This is a genomic window from Caulobacter sp. Root1472 (genome assembly GCF_001426985.1).
GTDB classification, from domain to species: Bacteria; Pseudomonadota; Alphaproteobacteria; order Caulobacterales; family Caulobacteraceae; genus Caulobacter; species Caulobacter rhizosphaerae.
The window spans coordinates 218,548-234,616 of sequence record NZ_LMFX01000023.1; the positions used below are offsets into that span (position 1 = coordinate 218,548).

Here is a 16,069-nt window from a genome sequence, read left to right on the forward strand (position 1 = left end):
TCCCGGCCGTCCGCGGCCGGGATCCCTCGCTCCGGCGCGAGGCTCGCGCCGATCTCACCGACAGGCGCGCCTGATGAAGCCCTTCCTTCCGATCCTCGCCTTCGCGGCGCTGCTGGCCGTCGGCGGCGGCGCGAGCGCCCAGACTGCGGGGCCGCAAGGTCCGCTCAAGGTCGAGCGCACCATGATGCTGTACCGCCACGGCATCCGGGCTCCGCTGCCGGGCGAGGCGGCGATCGACGCCTACGCCCACCCGCCCTGGCCGGTCTGGAGCACCCCGCCCAGCCTGCTGACGCCGCACGGCCGCGAGGCGGCGCGGCTGATGGGCGTCTATGATCGCCAGCGGCTGGCCAGTCAGGGCCTGGCCGCGCCGGAGGGCTGTCCCGCGCCCGGCGCGATCGCCATCTGGACCAACACCGCCCAGCGCACCATCGCCAGCGGCGAGGCCTTCGCCGAGGGCTTCGCGCCCGGCTGCCACCTGGCCGTGGGCCACCAGCCGCTCGACACCGAGGACCCGCTGTTCCACCCCGTCGAGGCCAAGGCGGTGGAGTTCAGCGGGGCCAAGGCCGCCGCCGCGATCACCGCCGAGAACGGTGGTCCCGCCGCCCTGGTCGCCCCCTACGCGGCCAAGATCCGCGAAATGGAGCGCGTGCTGGGCTGCGACCGGACCCAGCCGCCGTGCGACATCACCTCGGCCCCGACGCGCCTGGCGCCCAGCCCCGACGACGGCCTGGCGCTGGACGGACCGATTTCCATCCTGTCCGGCACGGCCCAGGTGTTCATGCTGCAATACGCCGAAGGCCTGCCGCTGGATCAGGTGGGCTGGGGCCGCGCCACGCCGCGAACGCTGGAGGACGTCTCGCGCCTCCACGCCCTGCTGTTCGATATCTACGCCCGGCCGCGCTACATGGCCCGACGGATCGGCGGGCCGATGGCCAGGAGGATCTCCGGCATCCTGGCGGCCAAGGACGCGCCCGCCGTCAACGTCTTCGTCGGCCACGACAACAACATCGCCGCCCTGGCCAGCCTGATCGGCGCGCACTTCAAGATGGACGGCTACGGCCAGGACGACCCGCCGATCGGCGGCGCCCTGGAGCTGCAGGTGTTCGTCGACGGCCAGGGCCGCCGGTTCGTCGGCGCCTTCTACGAGGCCCAGACCCCCGACCAGCTCCGGAGCTTGGCGCCCCTGTCGCTCGCCAGCCCGCCGGTCCGACGCGAGCTCGACCTGGCCTGCCACGCGCCAGGCCAGCGGCTCTGCCGGCTGGAGGACTTCCTGGTCGCGCTGGATCGCCGCCTGAGCGCCGACTAGACCGCGCCTTCCTCCAGCAGGAACGCCCGTAGCGCCGCCCGGTCGACGTCCTTGGCCACGAAGGCGTCGCCGATGCCGCGCACCAGGATGAAGGTCAGCAGCCCGCCCTCGGCCTTCTTGTCCTGGGCGCTGTGGGCGATCAGGGCGTCGGCGCTGAACGGCTCGGGGCGGATGTCGGACAGGCGGGTTGGCAGGCCGGCGGCCTTGATCGCGGCCTCGGCGCGGACGGCGTCCTGGGCCGAGCACAGGCCCTGGCGGACCGAGAAGCGGAAGGCCTGGGCCATGCCCAGGCCGACGGCCTCGCCGTGCTTGAGCCCGTCGCCGAAGCCCATCTCGCCCTCGACCGCGTGGCCGAAGGTGTGGCCCAGGTTCAGCAGGGCGCGGCGGCCGGCTTCCTTCTCGTCCTCGGCGACGATCTGCGCCTTCATCTCCACCGAGCGGCCGACGGCGCGGATCAGGGCGGCGGTGTCGCGCTCCAGCACGGCCTTCACGTGGGCTTCCAGCCATTCGAAGAAGGCGAAGTCGCCCAGCAGGCCGTACTTGATGATCTCGGCATAGCCGCAGGCCAGCTCGCGGGCGGGCAGGGTGGCCAGGATGTCCAGGTCAGCCAGCACCAGCCGCGGCTGGTGGAAGGCGCCGATCAGGTTCTTGCCGCGCGGGGTGTCGATGGCGGTCTTTCCGCCCACGGACGAATCCACCTGGGCCAGCAGGGTCGTCGGGATCTGGATGAAGTCGATGCCGCGCTTGTAGATCGCCGCCGCGAAGCCGGTCAGGTCGCCGACCACCCCGCCGCCGAACGCCACGACCATGTCGCCGCGCTCCAGGTTCAGGGCCAGCAGCCGGTCGCTCAACTCGGCCAGGCCCTCGAAGCTCTTGGTCTCCTCGCCGGGCGGAACCAGGATCACGTCGGTGGCGACGCCGGCGTGCTCCAGGGCGTTGGCCAGGCGCTCGCCGTGATGCTCGCCGACATTGGTGTCGGTGACCACCGCCACCCGCTTGCGCTTGAGCAGCGGGGCGATGTGCTCGCCCGCCCGGTCGATCAGGCCCGTGCCGACGACCACGTCATAGGCGCGCGCGCCCAGGCCCACGGGGATGGTGGTGATCACGTCGACTCGCTTTCGGACTGCAGCAGATAGATCTTCAGACCCGTGATAACGGCGTCGACCGCCACGGCGTGGGCGGTGTCGCCGGTCTCGACGGTCAGGTGGGCTTCGCCATAGGCGGGGTAGCGCAGGCTGGCGTGCTCGCGCAGCACGTCCATCGGGTCGCGGCCCTTCAGCAGCGGCCGGCCGTCCTTGCGGCTGACGCGGCGGGCCAAGAGCTCGAGGTCAGCCTTCAGCCAGACCGCGACGGCCTTGGACTTGATCAGGGCGCGGGTCTCGGCGTTGACGAAAGCCCCGCCGCCGGTGGCCAGCACGTGCGGCGGTTCGTCCAGCAGCCGGGCGATCACCCGCCGCTCGCCGTCGCGGAAGGCCGGCTCGCCCATCTCGGCGAAGATCTCGGGGATCGACCGGCCGGCGGCGGCCTCGACCTCGTTGTCGGCGTCGCGGAACGGCAGGTCCAGGGCCGCGGCCAGGCGGCGGCCGACGCTGGACTTGCCCACGCCCATCAGCCCGACCAAGACGATGGTCTTGCGGCGCAGGGCGGCCCTTGGGTCGGGGCTGGAAGGGGCGGTTTGGTCGGTCATGCCTGCGCGCGGTTTACACGAGGGCGAGGCCTCCCGCCAAGGTTTGGACCAAAGCCGCGTCCAGGGTGTTCCGGAGGGCGAAAAGTTTTCTTCAACCTCTGTCCTGCGGCATAGTTGAACCATGGCCCCTTCCAAGCGACTCACGACCTGTTCGGCCCTCGTCCTGGCGGCGGCGATGCTTGCGGCGGCTCCCGCCTGGGGGCAGGGACCGGTGCAGGTCCAGTCCCTGGCCGCGCCGGACATGTTCTCGTCGCCGGCCGCCCAGACGGGGCTGTCCGGCGACCTGTGGAAGGACGCCTCGCCGGGCGTCGCCAAGGAAGCCCTGCCCAAGCTGGCCGCCAAGCCGCTGTCGCCGGCCGCGGCCGGCCTGGCGCGGCGGGTGCTGGCCACCGGCGCCAACGCCCCGGCCGGGATCGGCGACAATCCGGAACTGGGCGCGACCCGGGCCATGGCCTTGATCGCCCTGGGCGAGGCCAAGGGCGCCGACGCCGTGCTCGACCGCGTCCCCGGCGTGGCCGGCAGCGCCCAATTGTCGATGGCGGCGGCCGAGGCGGCCCTGATCACCGGCGCCGACGACAAGGCCTGCAAGATCGGCGAGGCGCTGAGCGTCGAGCGCGGCGCCCCCTACTGGCTGCGGCTGCGGGCCTTCTGCCAGGCGATCGGCGACCAGCACGACGCGGCCCAACTGACCTTCACCCTGGCCGCCCCGCAGACCAAGGACGCCGACTACGCCCGGCTGATGAACGCCCTGCTGTCGGGCGCGCCGGCGGGGGCGGCCAGCCTGAAGAATGGGATCAACTACGCCCTGTCGCGCAAGCTGGGCCTGGACGTCTCGGCGCCCGCCGCCGTCGCCGCCGCCTCGCCGGCGTTGAAAGCGGCGATCAAGCCGGCCGACGCGGTCCCGCCCACCGACCTGACCGCCGCCCAGGCTTCGGCCGTCGCGGCCCTGCGCGGCGCCAAGGGCCTGGCCGCCTTCACCGACGCCGCCAAGGCCGCCCAACCGGCCATCGCCGCCCTGGCCGGGGCCGACGCGCCGCTGGAAGATCCGGTCCTCTTCGCCCGCGCCGCCCTGGCCGCCGATGACCCGGCCACGGCCCAGGCGATCCGGGGCAAGCAGACCGGCGACGCCCTGCCCGCCGGCGCCGCCACCACCGACCTGGCCCTGCTGGACGCGACCCTGGCCGCCGCCGGGGGCAAGGCGGACAGCCAGGTTCTCGATGGCCTGATCGAGCGCGGCGCCCAGGGCGGGGCCAAGTCGCCCGCCCAGCCGGCCGCCCTGATCCTGGCGGCGCTTGGCGGCGTCATGGGCCCGGAGGCTCGCGCCTCGTTGGCGACCTTCGACCCCGGCAAGTCGGCCGCTCCGGCCGGGCGGCTGATCGTGCTGGACGACGCGGCCACCGCCGGTCGCCAGGGCGAGACGGCCCTGCTGGTCCTGTCGATCGCCGCCGACGCCGGTCCGTCGGGACCCGGGCCGGTCGACCGCGCCCGGCTGGTCCGCGCCCTGCTGAAGGCGGGCCTGGAGGCCGACGCCCGCGCCTTCGCCGTGGAGGGGCTGCTGGCGCTGCAGGTCAAATGAGCGCCGCCGCCTCTTCGGGAAAGAGCGGGGGCTGGATCGACGCTTTCCTCGAGATGATGGCCGTCGAACGCGCCGCCGCCCGCAACACCCTGACCGCCTATGAGAAGGACCTGATCGACGCCCGGTTGTTCCTGGCCTCGCGCGGCGACCTGGACGGCGCCTCGGCCGAGGCGGTCGAGGCCTATTTCGCCGACCTGGGCGCGCGTGGCCTGTCGCCGGCCACCGCCGCCCGCCGCCGCTCGGCCCTGCGCCAGTTCTACCGCTTCGTGCTGGGCGAGGGCTGGCGCGACGACGACCCTTCGCGCCGGGTCGAGGCCCCCAAGGCCGGGCGGCCGCTGCCCAAGGTGCTGTCGCGGGACGCCATCCTGCGGCTGATTGCGGCGGCCACGGCCAAGGACGGAGCCCAGGGCCTGCGCCTGACCTGCATGATCGAGCTGCTCTACGCCTCGGGCCTGCGGATCTCCGAACTGCTGAACCTGCCCCTGGCCGCCCTGGCCCGCGACCCGGCCTTCCTGATGGTCAAGGGCAAGGGCGGCAAGGAGCGGCTGGCCCCGCTGAACGACGCGGCCCGCGCGGCGGTGAAGGCCTATCTGGAGGTAAGGCCGCAATTCCTGCCAAAAGGCGTCAAGGACAGCCCGTGGCTGTTCCCGTCGCGCGGCAAGGGCGGGAAGCTGACCGGCCGGCGGGTGTCGCAGCTGCTGGAGGACGCCGCCATCGCCGCCGGCATCGACCGCGAGACGGTCAGCCCGCACGTCCTGCGCCACGCCTTCGCCACCCACCTGCTGGAGGGCGGCGCGGACCTGCGCGTCATCCAGACCCTGCTGGGCCACGCCGACATCGCCACCACCCAGATCTACACCCATGTGGCGGGGGATCATCTGGCGCAGGTGGTCAGGACCAAGCATCCGCTGGCGAAGAAGGGGTAGGTCGAGGGCAGAACGGGGATGCACACGGCGACCTCGGCTCCAGGACCCGCGAGCCGGTGGTGCGGGCGTGTGTCCCCGCCTTCAGGCGCGGCATGACAAGACGGGGCGCGCCCTGCTAAGGCCCCTACTTTTCTGGAGAACGGCATGTCCGACGAAACCCGCGACAGCAACGGTACGATCCTGGCCGACGGCGACAACGTCACCTTGATCAAGGACCTCAAGGTCAAGGGCTCGGGCGGCGTGACGCTGAAGCGCGGGACCCTGGTCAAGAACATCCGCCTGACCGGCGACACCGACGAGATCGAGGCCAATGTCGAGAAGGTGCGCGGCCTGGTGCTGCGGACCGAGTTCGTGAAGAAGGCCTAGGCGGATCGACATCGGCTTCGGCGTTCGAAAACCTCGTCCTTCGAGCTCAGGATGAGGTTTTCTATGGCTGAGCCTGTAAATGGTCCTCATCCTGAGCTTGTCGAAGGACGAGGACCACGCACGACCATAGACGTCGAGCCACCAAAGCTCAGGCCCCGTCGAACGCCGCCTTCAGCGCCGGCATGTCCAGCTTGACCATCTGCATCATGGCCCCGAACATCCGGGCGACGGCGGCCTTGTCGGGGTGGGGCAGCAGGTCCAGCAGTTCCTGGGGCACGATCTGCCAGGACAGGCCGTACTTGTCCTTCAGCCAGCCGCACTGGCTTTCCCGGCCGCCGTCGGCGACCAGGGCGTCCCAGTAGCGGTCGACCTCGGCCTGGTCGGCGCAGTGGACCACGAACGACACCGCCTCGGTGAAGGTGAAGTGGGGGCCGCCATTCAGGGCGGTGTAGGCTTGGCCGTTCAGCTCGAAACCCACGGTCATCACGTCGCCGGGCGCGCCGGGACCGCCAGAGCCGTAGCGGGTGATCTGGGTGATCCGCGAGTCGGGAAACAGCGAGACGTAATAGTTGGCGGCCTGCTCGGCCTGGGTGTCGAACCACAGGAAGGGAGTGATCTTGGGCATGGCTTTCCTCCACGGGACCGCCGGTCGGCGGGTTCAAGCCAAGGACGATCAGGACACGCGTCTCCCGACATCGACCCGGACTTTTCAACGAAACGCCCTTCTCACGCGGCGGCCAGCAGGTCCGCGCCCTTGTGGTCGGCGTCGCAGCCGGGGACCAGGATGACCTCGCCCCGCGAATGGTCGGTGCGCAGGCCCAGGATCGCCTGGTAGGCGGGCGAGGCGTACCAGGCCCGGGCCGTCGCCAGGTCCGCGAAGGCGATGACCACGATGTCGCCGGGCCACTGGCCTTCCAGCACCTCGACCGTGGCGCCATGGATGACGAAGCGGCCGCCGAACGGTTCCAAGGTGGCGTCGATGCGCCGCAGGTATTCGATGATGGCGGGCCCAAAATCGACCTGGCGCAGGTGGGCGATGGCGTAGGCGGTCATGGCGGCTCCTCGTTGACGACAAGGAAGCTTCGTTCGTTCCGGACCTTGAAGCGATAACCTGTGAGGTTATGCGGATGTTGATCTCAGTTGAAGGCGGCGGCGTCCAGGCTTGAGACCTGGCGCGCGGTCAGGGTCCGGATGATCCGGATCAACAGGACGCCGGCGCCGATGATCAGGCCGGCCGACACGATGGCCACCATGCCCGCCGCGAGGTGGCCTTTTACGGTGCGCTCCTGACGCAGGACGTCGGACGCCCAGCCGGTGACGTTGCTGGCCAGGTAGAAGCCCCACCAGAGGCGCAGGATGAACGGGGTGTCGAGCGCTCTCCAGCGCGAGGGCTCGGTGCTGACGCGCCAGGTCTGGTCCAGGGCGTGGAACGGCTTCCACAACGAGACCAGCGGCACGAAAAACCAGCCGACCGCCCAGCCGGGCGAAGTGTCCATGCCGCCGGCCAAGCTGTGGGCGTTGCGGTTGGTGCGGTGGACCCACATCAGGAACAGCACGCCGTAGGCCGCCAGCGAGGCGATCTGCAACATGGCCGCCAGACCATAGGCCAGGGCGTAGGGAGCGAAGGCCGGCAGATCGAAGCCTTCGCGCAGCGGCGTCTCGCCGTCGGCCGCCAGAAGGTAAGACAGGTTCATCCCGACCATGCCCGCGAAGATGGCCACCGCGATCAAATGGGCCACGATGCCCACGACCGCGCCCTTGGCGCGCCGAAGCGGACTCTTGGCCGTGTAGAGACGCTTCTTGCCCATCGTCATTCCCCCGAACACGAGCGGAGCTAGACCGTTTTGAACCGTCCGACAACGCCGCCGTTGTCGCCCCCACCGCCACGGACTAGTTAGGCGGCATGTCCGCCTCCGAGATCGAACCCTTCCACGCCATCGCCATCAGCCGCCTGGCCCACCAGATGAAGGCTCAGGGCCGGTCGATCATCCACATGGAGTTCGGCCAGCCCTCGACCGGCGCCCCGGCGGCGGCGATCGCCACGGCGCATCACGTGCTGGACACCGACGGCATGGGCTATTGGGAAAGCCCGCTGCTGAAGGCGGCGATCGCCCGGCGCTACGCCGACCTGGACGGGGTCGAGGTCGATCCCGAGCGGGTCATCCTGACCTGTGGCGCCTCGCCGGCCCTGGTGCTGGCGCTGGCCTCGAACTTCCAGCCGGGCGACCGCGTCGCCCTGGCCCGGCCGGGCTATGTGGCCTACCGCAACACCTTGAAGGCTCTGAACCTGGTCCCGGTCGAGATCGGCTGCGGGGCCGAAAGCCGCTTCCAGCTGACCGCCGCCCACCTGGCCGCGCTGGACCCCGCCCCGGCCGGCGTGATCATCGCCAGCCCGGCCAACCCGACCGGCACGATCATCCCGGCGGCCGAACTGGAAGCGATCGCCGGCGTCTGTCACGAGCGGGGGATCCGCGTCGTCTCCGACGAGATCTATCACGGCCTCAGCTACGGCGAGCCGGCCCGCTCGATGCTGACCTTCGAACCCGAGGCCCTGATCGTCAACAGCTTCTCCAAGTACTTCAGCATGGCCGCCTGGCGGCTGGGCTGGGTGGTCGTGCCGACAGAGCAGGTCCAGCGGGCCCGGGCCTTCATGGGCAATCTGTTCCTGACCCCGCCGTCGCTGAGCCAGCACGCCGGCCTGGTCGCCATGGACTGCCTGGACGAGCTGGAGGGCCATGTCGCCGTCTACCGCGCCAACCGCGCCCTGCTGCTGGACGCCCTGCCGGCCCTGGGCCTGGCCTCGATCGCCCCGCCTGATGGAGCTTTCTACATTTACGCCGACATCGGCCACCTGACCGACGACAGCCTAGCCTTCTGCGAGGCCCTGCTGCGCGACACCGGCGTGGCCACCGCGCCTGGCGTCGACTTCGACCCGGTCGACGGCCGCCGGTTCATCCGCTTCAGCTTCGCGGTCTCGACGCTCGAGGTCGAGGAAGCCCTGCGGCGGATCATCCCGTGGTTCGCGGCGCGGGCGGCGGCTTAGGAGGACGGCGATGCGACTGATCGGAATGCTGGATTCGCCCTATGTGCGGCGCGTTGCCGTGACCCTGCGGCTGCTGGACCAGCCGTTCGCGCACGAGCCGGTGTCGGTGTTTCGCCACTATGACGCCTTCGCGGCGATCAATCCGGTGGTCAAGGCGCCGACCCTGGTCACCGACGACGGGGTGGTGCTGATGGACTCGACCCTGATCATCGAGCACCTGGAACGGCTGGCCGGACGGCGCCTGAGTCCCGACCGTCCGGCCGACCACGCCCGCGCCCAGCGGATCCTGGGCCTGGCCCTGGCCGCCTGCGAAAAGACGGTGTCGCTGGTCTACGAGTTCAACCTGCGCCCCGAAGAGAAGCATCACGCCCCCTGGATCGACCGGGTGCGCGGTCAGGTCGGCGCGGCCTGGAGCCTGCTCGAGGCCGAACTGGCCTCGCCGCCGGCCTGGCTGGAGGGCTCCCAGGCCTGGCTGACCTGCGCGGTGGTCTGGACCTTCGCGACCAGGACCTTGCCGGAGTCGGTCGAGGTGGCGGCGCGCCCTCGCCTAGTCGCCCTGACCGCGCGGGCCGAGGCGACGCCGGCGTTTCTGGCGACGCCGTTCGACGAAGTCTAGCGCGATCGAGGCTGACCGAGGGGCCACCGCGCTTCGCCAAATTCGCCGTCATTCCCGCCAAGGCCATGTTCACCGGGACGACGGTTCCCGGCTTGGCCGACCTGTCGCCTACCCATCGACCACCGCGAACGCATCCACCTCGATGAGATAGCCAGGAGAAAGGGCGGTGACTCCCAGGAGGACGTCGGCGGGCTTGTGATCGCCGAACAGCCCAACGCGAGCCTCTTCGATGATCGACAGATGGCGATCACGGTCGTAATCGACAACGTAGATCGTAATCTTCGCGACGTGTTCAGGCGCGGCGCCGGCGGCTGCGAGGGCTCGACCAAGATTGGCGAACACCTGACGCGCCTGAACCGCCAGATCACCGGAACCTACAAGCTTCCCGTCGATGTCTTCCGGTTCCTGGCCGGCGACAAATATGAGCTTGGAGCCTTTTGCGACGACGACTTGAGTATAGGTCGTCGGGGTCGGCAGATCGCGTGGGTTTATGCACTCTAGCGTCATCTTCTTTCTACTCCATTCATAGCTTCGCCGTCCTGCTGTTCGCGTCCATCGGAGCGCCTGTCTTCAAGAGGCCGATCCCGCTTCGCAGAGCGGATCGAACACTATTGATTACAATGGCTGTATGACAGCTTCCCTGGCTATCCCCCTCGACCGACGCCGTCTTCTCCTCACCCGTGAAGCGGGTGGAGGTGGCTCGGCGGGCAGCGACGAGACGGAAGGGGCGTCGTGCGGCTCCAAGCGCGAACGCCGAGGGGCCCCTAGGCCCGCATCCAGTCGATGAACGCCCGCAGGGCCGGCGAGAGCTGGCGGCGGCTGGGATAGTAGAGGAAGAAGCCTGGAAACGGCTCGCACCAGTCGTCCAGCAGCGAGACCAGTCGGCCGGCGGCGATGTCGTCGGCCACCTGGTCGCGGATCAGGAAGGCCAGCCCGGCGCCGTCCAGACAGGCGCGGCGGATGACCTCGTTCTCGTCGCTGACCAGCACGCCCGGCGGGTTGACCACCACCTCGCGCCCCTGGCGTTCGAACTCCCACGGCCAGGGCTGGCCGCTGCCGCGCCGAAACAGCAGGCAGCGGTGGTTCAGGACGTCCTCGGGCCGTTCGGGCGCACCGTGGGCCGCGACATAGGCCGGCGCGCAGACCAGGGCCTGGCTCAGCTCGCGGCCCAACGGGGCGGCGATCATGTCGGCCTGCAGGCTCTCGCCCAGCCGCACCCCGCAGTCGAAGCCGCCGGCCACGATGTCGGACAGGCCGTCGTCGCAGACGATCTCGACCCGTACGTCCGGATAGGCGTTCAGGAAGCCGCCGATCCGCGGACCGACCAGCCAGCGGGCCGCCGAGCGGGCGATGTTGATCCGCACCCGCCCCGACGGCCGGTCGCGGAACGCCGCCACCTCGGACAGGGCCGCGTCGATGTCGGCCAGGGCGGGGGCCAGCCGCGCCAGCAGCCGCTCGCCGGCCTCGGTGGGCGCGACGCTGCGGGTCGTGCGGTGCAGCAGCCGCACGTCGAGCCGGGCCTCCAGGTTGCGCATCGTGTGGCTGAGGGCCGAGGCCGAGACGCCCAGCACCTGGGCGGCGGCGCGGAAGCTGCGATGCTGGGCCACCAGGGCGAAGACGGCGAGGTCGGGCAGGGGGCGGGAATCCATTGCTGAGTATTGCTCAGCAGTTCGTTGAGACTTCAAGCGCTTATCCCGGGAGGGGCCCGCCCCCATCTTCACCCCGTCGGCAGGCCGCGCCTTTCGACCGCAATTCCAGGCATGAGGATATCACCATGAAGACGCGCAAACTCGGCGACGGGCTGGAAGTCTCGGCCATCGGCCTGGGCTGCATGGGCATGGGCCAGGTCTACGGCACGGCCCTGGACAAGGCCGACGCCTTCAAGGTGCTGGCCCGGGCGGTCGAGCTGGGCGTCACCTTCTTCGACACCGCCGAGGTCTACGGCCCCTACACCAACGAGGTGCTGGTCGGCGAAGGCCTCAAGCCGTTCCGCGACAAGCTGGTGATCGCCACCAAGTTCGGCTTCGACATCGCGCCGGAAGGGACCGCCGAGGGCTTCGCGAGGATGCGCGGCACCGACAGCCGCCCCGAGCACATCCGGACCGTGGCCGAGGCCTCGCTGAAGCGGCTGGGCGTGGAGGTGATCGACCTGTTCTACCAGCACCGCGTCGACCCGAACGTGCCGATCGAGGACGTGGCCGGGACGGTCAAGGACCTGATCGCCGAGGGCAAGGTCAAGCATTTCGGCCTGTCGGAAGCCGGTCCGGAGACCATCCGCAGGGCCCATGCGGTGCAGCCGGTGGCGGCCCTGCAGAGCGAATATTCGCTGTGGTTCCGCGACCTGGAGCAGACCACCCTGCCGGTGATCCGCGAACTGGGCATCGGCCTGGTGCCCTACAGCCCGCTGGGCCGGGGCTTCCTGACCGGCGCGATCAAGGCCGACGCGCCGCTGGCCGACAACGACTTCCGCCGGGGCCTGCCGCGCTTCCAGGGCGAGGCCCTGGCCAAGAACCTGTCCCTGGTCGAGGCCCTGACCGCGATCGCCGCCGAGAAGGGGATCACCCCGGCCCAGCTGGCCCTGGCCTGGATCCTGGCCCAGGGCGAGCACATCGCCCCGATCCCCGGCACCACCAAGACCGGCCGGCTGGAGGAGAACCTCGGCGCCGTCGACGTGGTCCTGTCGGCCGACGACCTGGCCCGGATCGCCGCCGCGGTGCCCGAGACGGCGGTCGAGGGCGCGCGCTACAGCGAGGCTGGCCTGGCGATGGTGGGCAGATAGTCGCCCTCTCCCGGAGGGGAGAGGGAGGGACCCGCCGCGTAGCGGTGGGAGGGTGAGGGGTTACACCCTCACCGATTTCTCGCAACGCCCTGCCGGCGCTCCGTCGGACTCACCACCCCCTCACCCTCCCACGCCTGGCGGCGCGGGCCCCTCCCTCTCCCCATGGGAGAGGGGGCTTTGGGTATTGCCCCTTCCGCCCGGGCGCCCCCACACTCGCCGTCATGGCCGACAATCCGCTGCAGCGCCTCGACGCCCTCGAACTGGTCAAGATGGGCAAGAGCACCATCACCCTGGGCGGGCTGGGCGCGGCCATCGTGATCGTGGCGGCGGCGATGCTGGCCGCGCGCCTGGCCGCCGCCGGCCTGCGTCGCCTGCGGGCCCGCGCCGTCGACAACGCCTCGTCGCTGTACGTGGTCGAGAAGCTGGCGACCTACGGCCTGGTGGTGATCGGCTTCCTGGCCGCCCTGTCGACCATGGGCATCGACCTGACCTCGCTGGCGGTGTTCGCCGGGGCCCTGGGCGTCGGCGTCGGCCTGGGCCTGCAGGGGGTGATCAAGGACTTCGCCTCGGGGATCTCGCTGGTGTTCGAGCGGCTGGTGGCGGTGGGCGACTTCGTCGAGCTGTCCAACGGCGCCCGGGGCGTGGTCCACGAGATCGGGCCGCGCGCCACCCGCATCCGCACCAACGACAGCACCGACATCATCGTGCCCAACTCGGTGCTGGTGAACGACCAGGTCATCAACTGGACCCTGCACCACTCCAACCGCCGCATCCGCGTGCCGTTCGTCACCGCCTTCGGCGCCGACAAGGAAAAGGTGCGGGCCGCGGTGCTGAAGGCCGCCCATTCGGTGCCGTTCACCTCGCCAGACGACGCCGTGCGCAAGAGCCAGGTCTGGCTGGTCGGCTATGGCGACTCGGCGCTGAAGTTCGAGCTGGTCGTCTGGCCGACCATCGAGTCGGTGCGCCGGCCGGCGGCGATCTTCGCGGCCTATACCTGGGCCATCGATGACGCCCTGCGCGGGGCCGGGATCGAGATCCCCTATCCGCAGCGCGACCTGCGCCTGCGCGGCGTGCTGGGCGAGGAGGGCGACGACGCCCGCGCCGCCCTGCGCCTGGAGCCCCGCGCCGCCCGCCGGGCCAAGGCCAAGGCCGCGGCCCCCGCGTCCAGCAACGACGCGGCCGAGGACCTGACGCGCGAGGATCCCGAGGAGCCGCCGCAGCCGGTCCAGGGACCGCCGGCGAAGGGATAGTCAGGGAATTCTGACCCCAGCATAGGCGCGGTCGGCTTTGACGCACGGGTCGAAGGCGATATCGTAAAGCCAACCCTTGTCTCTGCACATCCGACATGCGCCGCCCGCGCCTCGACGCACCTGCGCATCGGGATACGCGCTGGCTTGTCTCGCCAACTGACGACACGAGATCTCTCGCTGTGCAAACCACCCGCCGGTCGCCAGCAGAAGAGCGGCAGCGACGATCGAAATGGCTAGACGGCGCGGCTTTCTGGTGAGCATTCGGGCAGCTTAGCTGGTCGGTTGCAATTATTCACCGTCGAGCTTTCGCGAGGGCGGCGGCTTTCCGCTGACCCATGCGTCAGCCTTGACCCCGCCCACCCCGCGCCGCAGTCTTCTCGCAACTGCGAAATAAGAAACGACGCCGGGAGCCCGCCATGAAGACCCCCCGAGGCTTTTTCAAACCCCTGGCGATCGGCGCGCCGACGCCGTGGCGCGAGCCGCCGGCCCGGGTCGAGCGAATGATCCACTTCGTGCCGCCGCACCTGGACAAGGTACGGGCCAAGCTCCCCGAGATCGCCCCGACGGTCGACGTGATCCTGGCCAACCTGGAGGACGCCATCCCCGCCGACGCCAAGGGCGCGGCCCTGGCCGGCGCGGTGGCGATGTCGCGCGAGGTCGACTTCCGGGCCCTGGGCGTGGGCCTGTGGGTGCGGATCAACTGCCTCAACTCGCCCTGGCACCTGGACGAGGTGGCGACCCTGGTCGAGAAGGCCGGCGACCGCATCGACGTGATCATGGTCCCCAAGGTCGAGGGGCCGTGGGACATCTTCTACATGGACCAGCTGCTGGCCTCGCTGGAGGCCAAGCACGGGGTCACCCGGCCGATCCTGCTGCACGCCATCCTCGAGACCGCCGAGGGGGTCATGAACGTCGAGCAGATCGCCGGGGCCAGCCCGCGCATGCAGGGCATCTCGCTGGGGCCGGCGGATCTCGCCGCCAGCCGGGCCATGAAGACCACCCGGGTCGGCGGCGGCCATCCCGGCTACCGCGTCATCGAGGACCCGCACGCCGACGGTTCGCCCCGAGCTTCCGTCCAGCAGGACCTGTGGCACTACACCTTCGCCAAGATGGTCGACGCCTGCGCGGCTCACGGCATCAAGCCGTTCTACGGCCCGTTCGGGGCCATCGACGACCCGGTGGCCTGCGAGCAGCAGTTCCGCAACGCCTTCCTGATGGGCTGCGCCGGGGCCTGGAGCCTGCACCCCAGCCAGATCGCCATCGCCAAGAAGGTGTTCTCGCCGGCCCCCGACGAGGTGGCCTTCGCCCGGCGCATCCTGGAGGCCATGCCCGACGGGACGGGCGTGGCCATGCTGGACGGCAAGATGCAGGACGACGCGACCTGGAAACAGGCCAAGGTCATGGTCGACTGCGCCCGGCAGATCGCGGCCAAGGACGCGGAATATGCTGGGCTGTATGGGTTCTAGGGGGCGAAGGACCCCCTCAGTCGCTTCGCGACAGCTCCCCCAGAGGGGGAGCATCTTTTCGACGTAGATCCTCCCCCTCTGGGGGAGGTGGCCCGGAGGGCCGGAGGGGGTTCACGCCGCCACCGACGTCACCACCCGCGACCCCGCCACCAGCATCTTGTGCACCGGGCACGCCTCGGCGATCTCCATCAACCGGGCGCGCTGGGCGTCGTCCAGGTCCCCGGAGAGGGTGATCGTCCGCTCGAACAGGTCGGCTGGCTGCGAGGACGGGTCGCGACGCCAGGTCACCTCCACGTGCACCGCGCCCAGCGCCCAGGCTTTGCGCCGGGCGTAGAGCCGCAGGGTCTGGGTGGTGCAGGCCGCCAGGCCGGCGGCGACCAGGTCGTGGGGATTGGGGCCGATGTCCAGCCCGCCGTCCACGGGGCCCAGGTCGGCCGCGAAGCGGCTGGGGCCGGCGGCGACCAGGATCTGCACGCCGCCATGGCCGCTGTCGTCGGCGGTGGCGGAGGGGCGGGCGGGGGCGACGATCATTGGCGGACTCCGGCGAACGAAGCCCGACTTATAGCGCGCCGAAAAGGACGCGCTTGAAGCTTCGTACGATCAGGCCGCCGCGCGCTGGGCCGAGGTCACCTCGAACAGGCGCGTGGCCCCGCGCCACACCTCGACGGTGTCGCAGCCGCGATGGACGCCGACCAGCTCTTCGGCGCGACGGCGAGCGGCATGGTCGTCGGGACAGGGGGTGACGTCGAAGCGCGGCACCGAGCCATCCGGCTCGACACAGAAGAAAGTGAACACCTGCATGGGAACGTCCGTTCGCATCAGGCGGGACCGGGTCCATATTCGATGGGCGGGGCCGCAGGCGTCGGCTTTGGTTCTAAGCCGACCAGAAGCATATAGGCGAGAACCCCGCGATTAACCAGTAACCATCGGTTTTCAGACGAGACTCTCCTGGGGACGAATCCCTGGGACGCAAAAGGGGTTCCCACACGGCCAAGGTGTCGCTGCGACGACGAGTCGCAGGGCCGGCCCGCGCGTGAGGCGCTTCTGGGCCGAT

Annotated in this window: 18 protein-coding genes; 9 read left to right on the top strand and 9 right to left on the bottom strand. The window is 70.4% G+C overall.

Annotation, left to right across the window (positions count from 1 at the left end):
- Nucleotides 1-73 precede the first annotated feature (73 nt).
- Nucleotides 74-1,306 (top strand): histidine-type phosphatase, encoded by a 1,233-nt coding sequence (locus tag ASD47_RS16045; RefSeq protein WP_056758673.1) that lies wholly within the window; start codon nucleotides 74-76, stop codon nucleotides 1,304-1,306.
- Here the strand turns inward: ASD47_RS16045 and aroB are convergent.
- Nucleotides 1,303-2,412 (bottom strand): 3-dehydroquinate synthase, encoded by a 1,110-nt coding sequence (gene aroB / locus ASD47_RS16050; protein WP_056758676.1) that lies wholly within the window; start codon nucleotides 2,410-2,412, stop codon nucleotides 1,303-1,305. The two genes, ASD47_RS16045 and aroB, sit on opposite strands and share 4 nt — an antisense overlap.
- Entirely contained in the window at nucleotides 2,409-2,993 is a 585-nt protein-coding gene (locus tag ASD47_RS16055) for a shikimate kinase (protein ID WP_056758679.1), read from the bottom strand. The genes aroB and ASD47_RS16055 overlap by 4 nt, the downstream gene beginning before the upstream one ends.
- Before the next feature lie 121 nt (nucleotides 2,994-3,114).
- On the opposite strand from ASD47_RS16055, the gene ASD47_RS16060 reads away from it, so the two are divergent.
- From ASD47_RS16060 to ASD47_RS16070, 3 genes are all read left to right on the top strand, one after another.
- On the top strand, nucleotides 3,115-4,569 hold the full coding sequence (locus tag ASD47_RS16060; protein WP_056758682.1) for a hypothetical protein: 1,455 nt from the start codon (nucleotides 3,115-3,117) through the stop codon (nucleotides 4,567-4,569).
- Nucleotides 4,566-5,495, top strand: a complete 930-nt coding sequence (locus ASD47_RS16065; RefSeq protein WP_056758685.1) for a site-specific tyrosine recombinase XerD — start codon at nucleotides 4,566-4,568, stop codon at nucleotides 5,493-5,495. The genes ASD47_RS16060 and ASD47_RS16065 overlap by 4 nt, the downstream gene beginning before the upstream one ends.
- A 144-nt stretch (nucleotides 5,496-5,639) precedes the next feature.
- Nucleotides 5,640-5,861 (top strand): alkylphosphonate utilization protein, encoded by a 222-nt coding sequence (locus ASD47_RS16070; protein WP_056758688.1) that lies wholly within the window; start codon nucleotides 5,640-5,642, stop codon nucleotides 5,859-5,861.
- A gap of 148 nt (nucleotides 5,862-6,009) precedes the next feature.
- Here ASD47_RS16070 and ASD47_RS16075 read toward each other — a convergent pair whose 3' ends face one another.
- The 3 genes from ASD47_RS16075 to ASD47_RS16085 form a co-directional block, all read right to left on the bottom strand.
- The gene (locus tag ASD47_RS16075) at nucleotides 6,010-6,486 is read right to left on the bottom strand and encodes a VOC family protein (RefSeq protein WP_056758691.1); all 477 of its coding nucleotides are present in this window, start codon (nucleotides 6,484-6,486) and stop codon (nucleotides 6,010-6,012) included.
- Nucleotides 6,487-6,587: 101 nt separating this feature from the next.
- On the bottom strand, nucleotides 6,588-6,914 hold the full coding sequence (locus ASD47_RS16080) for a DUF1330 domain-containing protein (RefSeq protein ID WP_056758693.1): 327 nt from the start codon (nucleotides 6,912-6,914) through the stop codon (nucleotides 6,588-6,590).
- A gap of 83 nt (nucleotides 6,915-6,997) precedes the next feature.
- A complete protein-coding gene (locus ASD47_RS16085; protein WP_162251660.1) occupies nucleotides 6,998-7,669 on the bottom strand; it encodes a DUF4328 domain-containing protein in 672 nt (223 codons plus the stop codon).
- A gap of 95 nt (nucleotides 7,670-7,764) precedes the next feature.
- Between ASD47_RS16085 and ASD47_RS16090 the strand changes: the two genes are divergently transcribed.
- Complete coding sequence (locus ASD47_RS16090; protein ID WP_056758699.1) at nucleotides 7,765-8,904, top strand: aminotransferase class I/II-fold pyridoxal phosphate-dependent enzyme; 1,140 nt, start codon at nucleotides 7,765-7,767, stop codon at nucleotides 8,902-8,904.
- Between the two features lie 10 nt (nucleotides 8,905-8,914).
- On the top strand, nucleotides 8,915-9,520 hold the full coding sequence (locus ASD47_RS16095; RefSeq protein WP_056758702.1) for a glutathione S-transferase family protein: 606 nt from the start codon (nucleotides 8,915-8,917) through the stop codon (nucleotides 9,518-9,520).
- 108 nt (nucleotides 9,521-9,628) lie between these two features.
- Here the strand turns inward: ASD47_RS16095 and ASD47_RS26175 are convergent, their stop codons facing one another.
- Together ASD47_RS26175 and ASD47_RS16105 are read right to left on the bottom strand one after the other, a co-directional pair.
- Nucleotides 9,629-10,027, bottom strand: a complete 399-nt coding sequence (locus ASD47_RS26175) for a RidA family protein (RefSeq protein ID WP_082564644.1) — start codon at nucleotides 10,025-10,027, stop codon at nucleotides 9,629-9,631.
- A 257-nt stretch (nucleotides 10,028-10,284) separates the two neighbouring features.
- A complete protein-coding gene (locus ASD47_RS16105) occupies nucleotides 10,285-11,169 on the bottom strand; it encodes a LysR family transcriptional regulator (RefSeq protein WP_056758708.1) in 885 nt (294 codons plus the stop codon).
- A gap of 125 nt (nucleotides 11,170-11,294) precedes the next feature.
- On the opposite strand from ASD47_RS16105, the gene ASD47_RS16110 reads away from it, so the two are divergent.
- From ASD47_RS16110 to ASD47_RS16120, 3 genes are all read left to right on the top strand, one after another.
- Nucleotides 11,295-12,299 (top strand): aldo/keto reductase, encoded by a 1,005-nt coding sequence (locus tag ASD47_RS16110; RefSeq protein WP_056758711.1) that lies wholly within the window; start codon nucleotides 11,295-11,297, stop codon nucleotides 12,297-12,299.
- 221 nt (nucleotides 12,300-12,520) lie between these two features.
- Nucleotides 12,521-13,549 carry a mechanosensitive ion channel family protein gene (locus tag ASD47_RS16115; RefSeq protein ID WP_056758713.1) on the top strand — a complete coding sequence of 343 codons (1,029 nt, stop codon included), beginning with the start codon at nucleotides 12,521-12,523 and terminating at the stop codon, nucleotides 13,547-13,549.
- A gap of 416 nt (nucleotides 13,550-13,965) precedes the next feature.
- Nucleotides 13,966-15,015: a CoA ester lyase gene (locus ASD47_RS16120; protein ID WP_056758728.1), complete on the top strand. Its 1,050-nt coding sequence runs from the start codon at nucleotides 13,966-13,968 to the stop codon at nucleotides 15,013-15,015.
- 111 nt (nucleotides 15,016-15,126) lie between these two features.
- Here ASD47_RS16120 and ASD47_RS16125 read toward each other — a convergent pair whose 3' ends face one another.
- Nucleotides 15,127-15,546 carry an OsmC family protein gene (locus ASD47_RS16125; protein WP_056758732.1) on the bottom strand — a complete coding sequence of 140 codons (420 nt, stop codon included), beginning with the start codon at nucleotides 15,544-15,546 and terminating at the stop codon, nucleotides 15,127-15,129.
- Nucleotides 15,547-15,615: 69 nt separating this feature from the next.
- Nucleotides 15,616-15,816 carry a hypothetical protein gene (locus tag ASD47_RS16130; RefSeq protein WP_028037995.1) on the bottom strand — a complete coding sequence of 67 codons (201 nt, stop codon included), beginning with the start codon at nucleotides 15,814-15,816 and terminating at the stop codon, nucleotides 15,616-15,618.
- Nucleotides 15,817-16,069 lie beyond the last annotated feature (253 nt).

Excerpts from the sequence above, each read along its gene's own strand:
- ASD47_RS16105 (WP_056758708.1), bottom strand. The coding sequence starts at position 11,169 with ATGGATTCCCGCCCCCTGCCCGACCTCGCCGTCTTCGCCCTGGTGGCC.
- ASD47_RS16120 (WP_056758728.1), top strand. The coding sequence starts at position 13,966 with ATGAAGACCCCCCGAGGCTTTTTCAAACCCCTGGCGATCGGCGCGCCG.
- ASD47_RS16130 (WP_028037995.1), bottom strand. The coding sequence starts at position 15,816 with ATGCAGGTGTTCACTTTCTTCTGTGTCGAGCCGGATGGCTCGGTGCCG.
- ASD47_RS16115 (WP_056758713.1), top strand. The coding sequence starts at position 12,521 with ATGGCCGACAATCCGCTGCAGCGCCTCGACGCCCTCGAACTGGTCAAG.
- ASD47_RS16095 (WP_056758702.1), top strand. The coding sequence starts at position 8,915 with ATGCGACTGATCGGAATGCTGGATTCGCCCTATGTGCGGCGCGTTGCC.
- ASD47_RS16085 (WP_162251660.1), bottom strand. The coding sequence starts at position 7,669 with ATGGGCAAGAAGCGTCTCTACACGGCCAAGAGTCCGCTTCGGCGCGCC.
- ASD47_RS16110 (WP_056758711.1), top strand. The coding sequence starts at position 11,295 with ATGAAGACGCGCAAACTCGGCGACGGGCTGGAAGTCTCGGCCATCGGC.
- ASD47_RS16090 (WP_056758699.1), top strand. The coding sequence starts at position 7,765 with ATGTCCGCCTCCGAGATCGAACCCTTCCACGCCATCGCCATCAGCCGC.
- ASD47_RS26175 (WP_082564644.1), bottom strand. The coding sequence starts at position 10,027 with ATGACGCTAGAGTGCATAAACCCACGCGATCTGCCGACCCCGACGACC.
- ASD47_RS16065 (WP_056758685.1), top strand. The coding sequence starts at position 4,566 with ATGAGCGCCGCCGCCTCTTCGGGAAAGAGCGGGGGCTGGATCGACGCT.
- ASD47_RS16055 (WP_056758679.1), bottom strand. The coding sequence starts at position 2,993 with ATGACCGACCAAACCGCCCCTTCCAGCCCCGACCCAAGGGCCGCCCTG.
- ASD47_RS16075 (WP_056758691.1), bottom strand. The coding sequence starts at position 6,486 with ATGCCCAAGATCACTCCCTTCCTGTGGTTCGACACCCAGGCCGAGCAG.
- ASD47_RS16070 (WP_056758688.1), top strand. The coding sequence starts at position 5,640 with ATGTCCGACGAAACCCGCGACAGCAACGGTACGATCCTGGCCGACGGC.
- ASD47_RS16060 (WP_056758682.1), top strand. The coding sequence starts at position 3,115 with ATGGCCCCTTCCAAGCGACTCACGACCTGTTCGGCCCTCGTCCTGGCG.
- ASD47_RS16125 (WP_056758732.1), bottom strand. The coding sequence starts at position 15,546 with ATGATCGTCGCCCCCGCCCGCCCCTCCGCCACCGCCGACGACAGCGGC.
- ASD47_RS16080 (WP_056758693.1), bottom strand. The coding sequence starts at position 6,914 with ATGACCGCCTACGCCATCGCCCACCTGCGCCAGGTCGATTTTGGGCCC.
- ASD47_RS16045 (WP_056758673.1), top strand. The coding sequence starts at position 74 with ATGAAGCCCTTCCTTCCGATCCTCGCCTTCGCGGCGCTGCTGGCCGTC.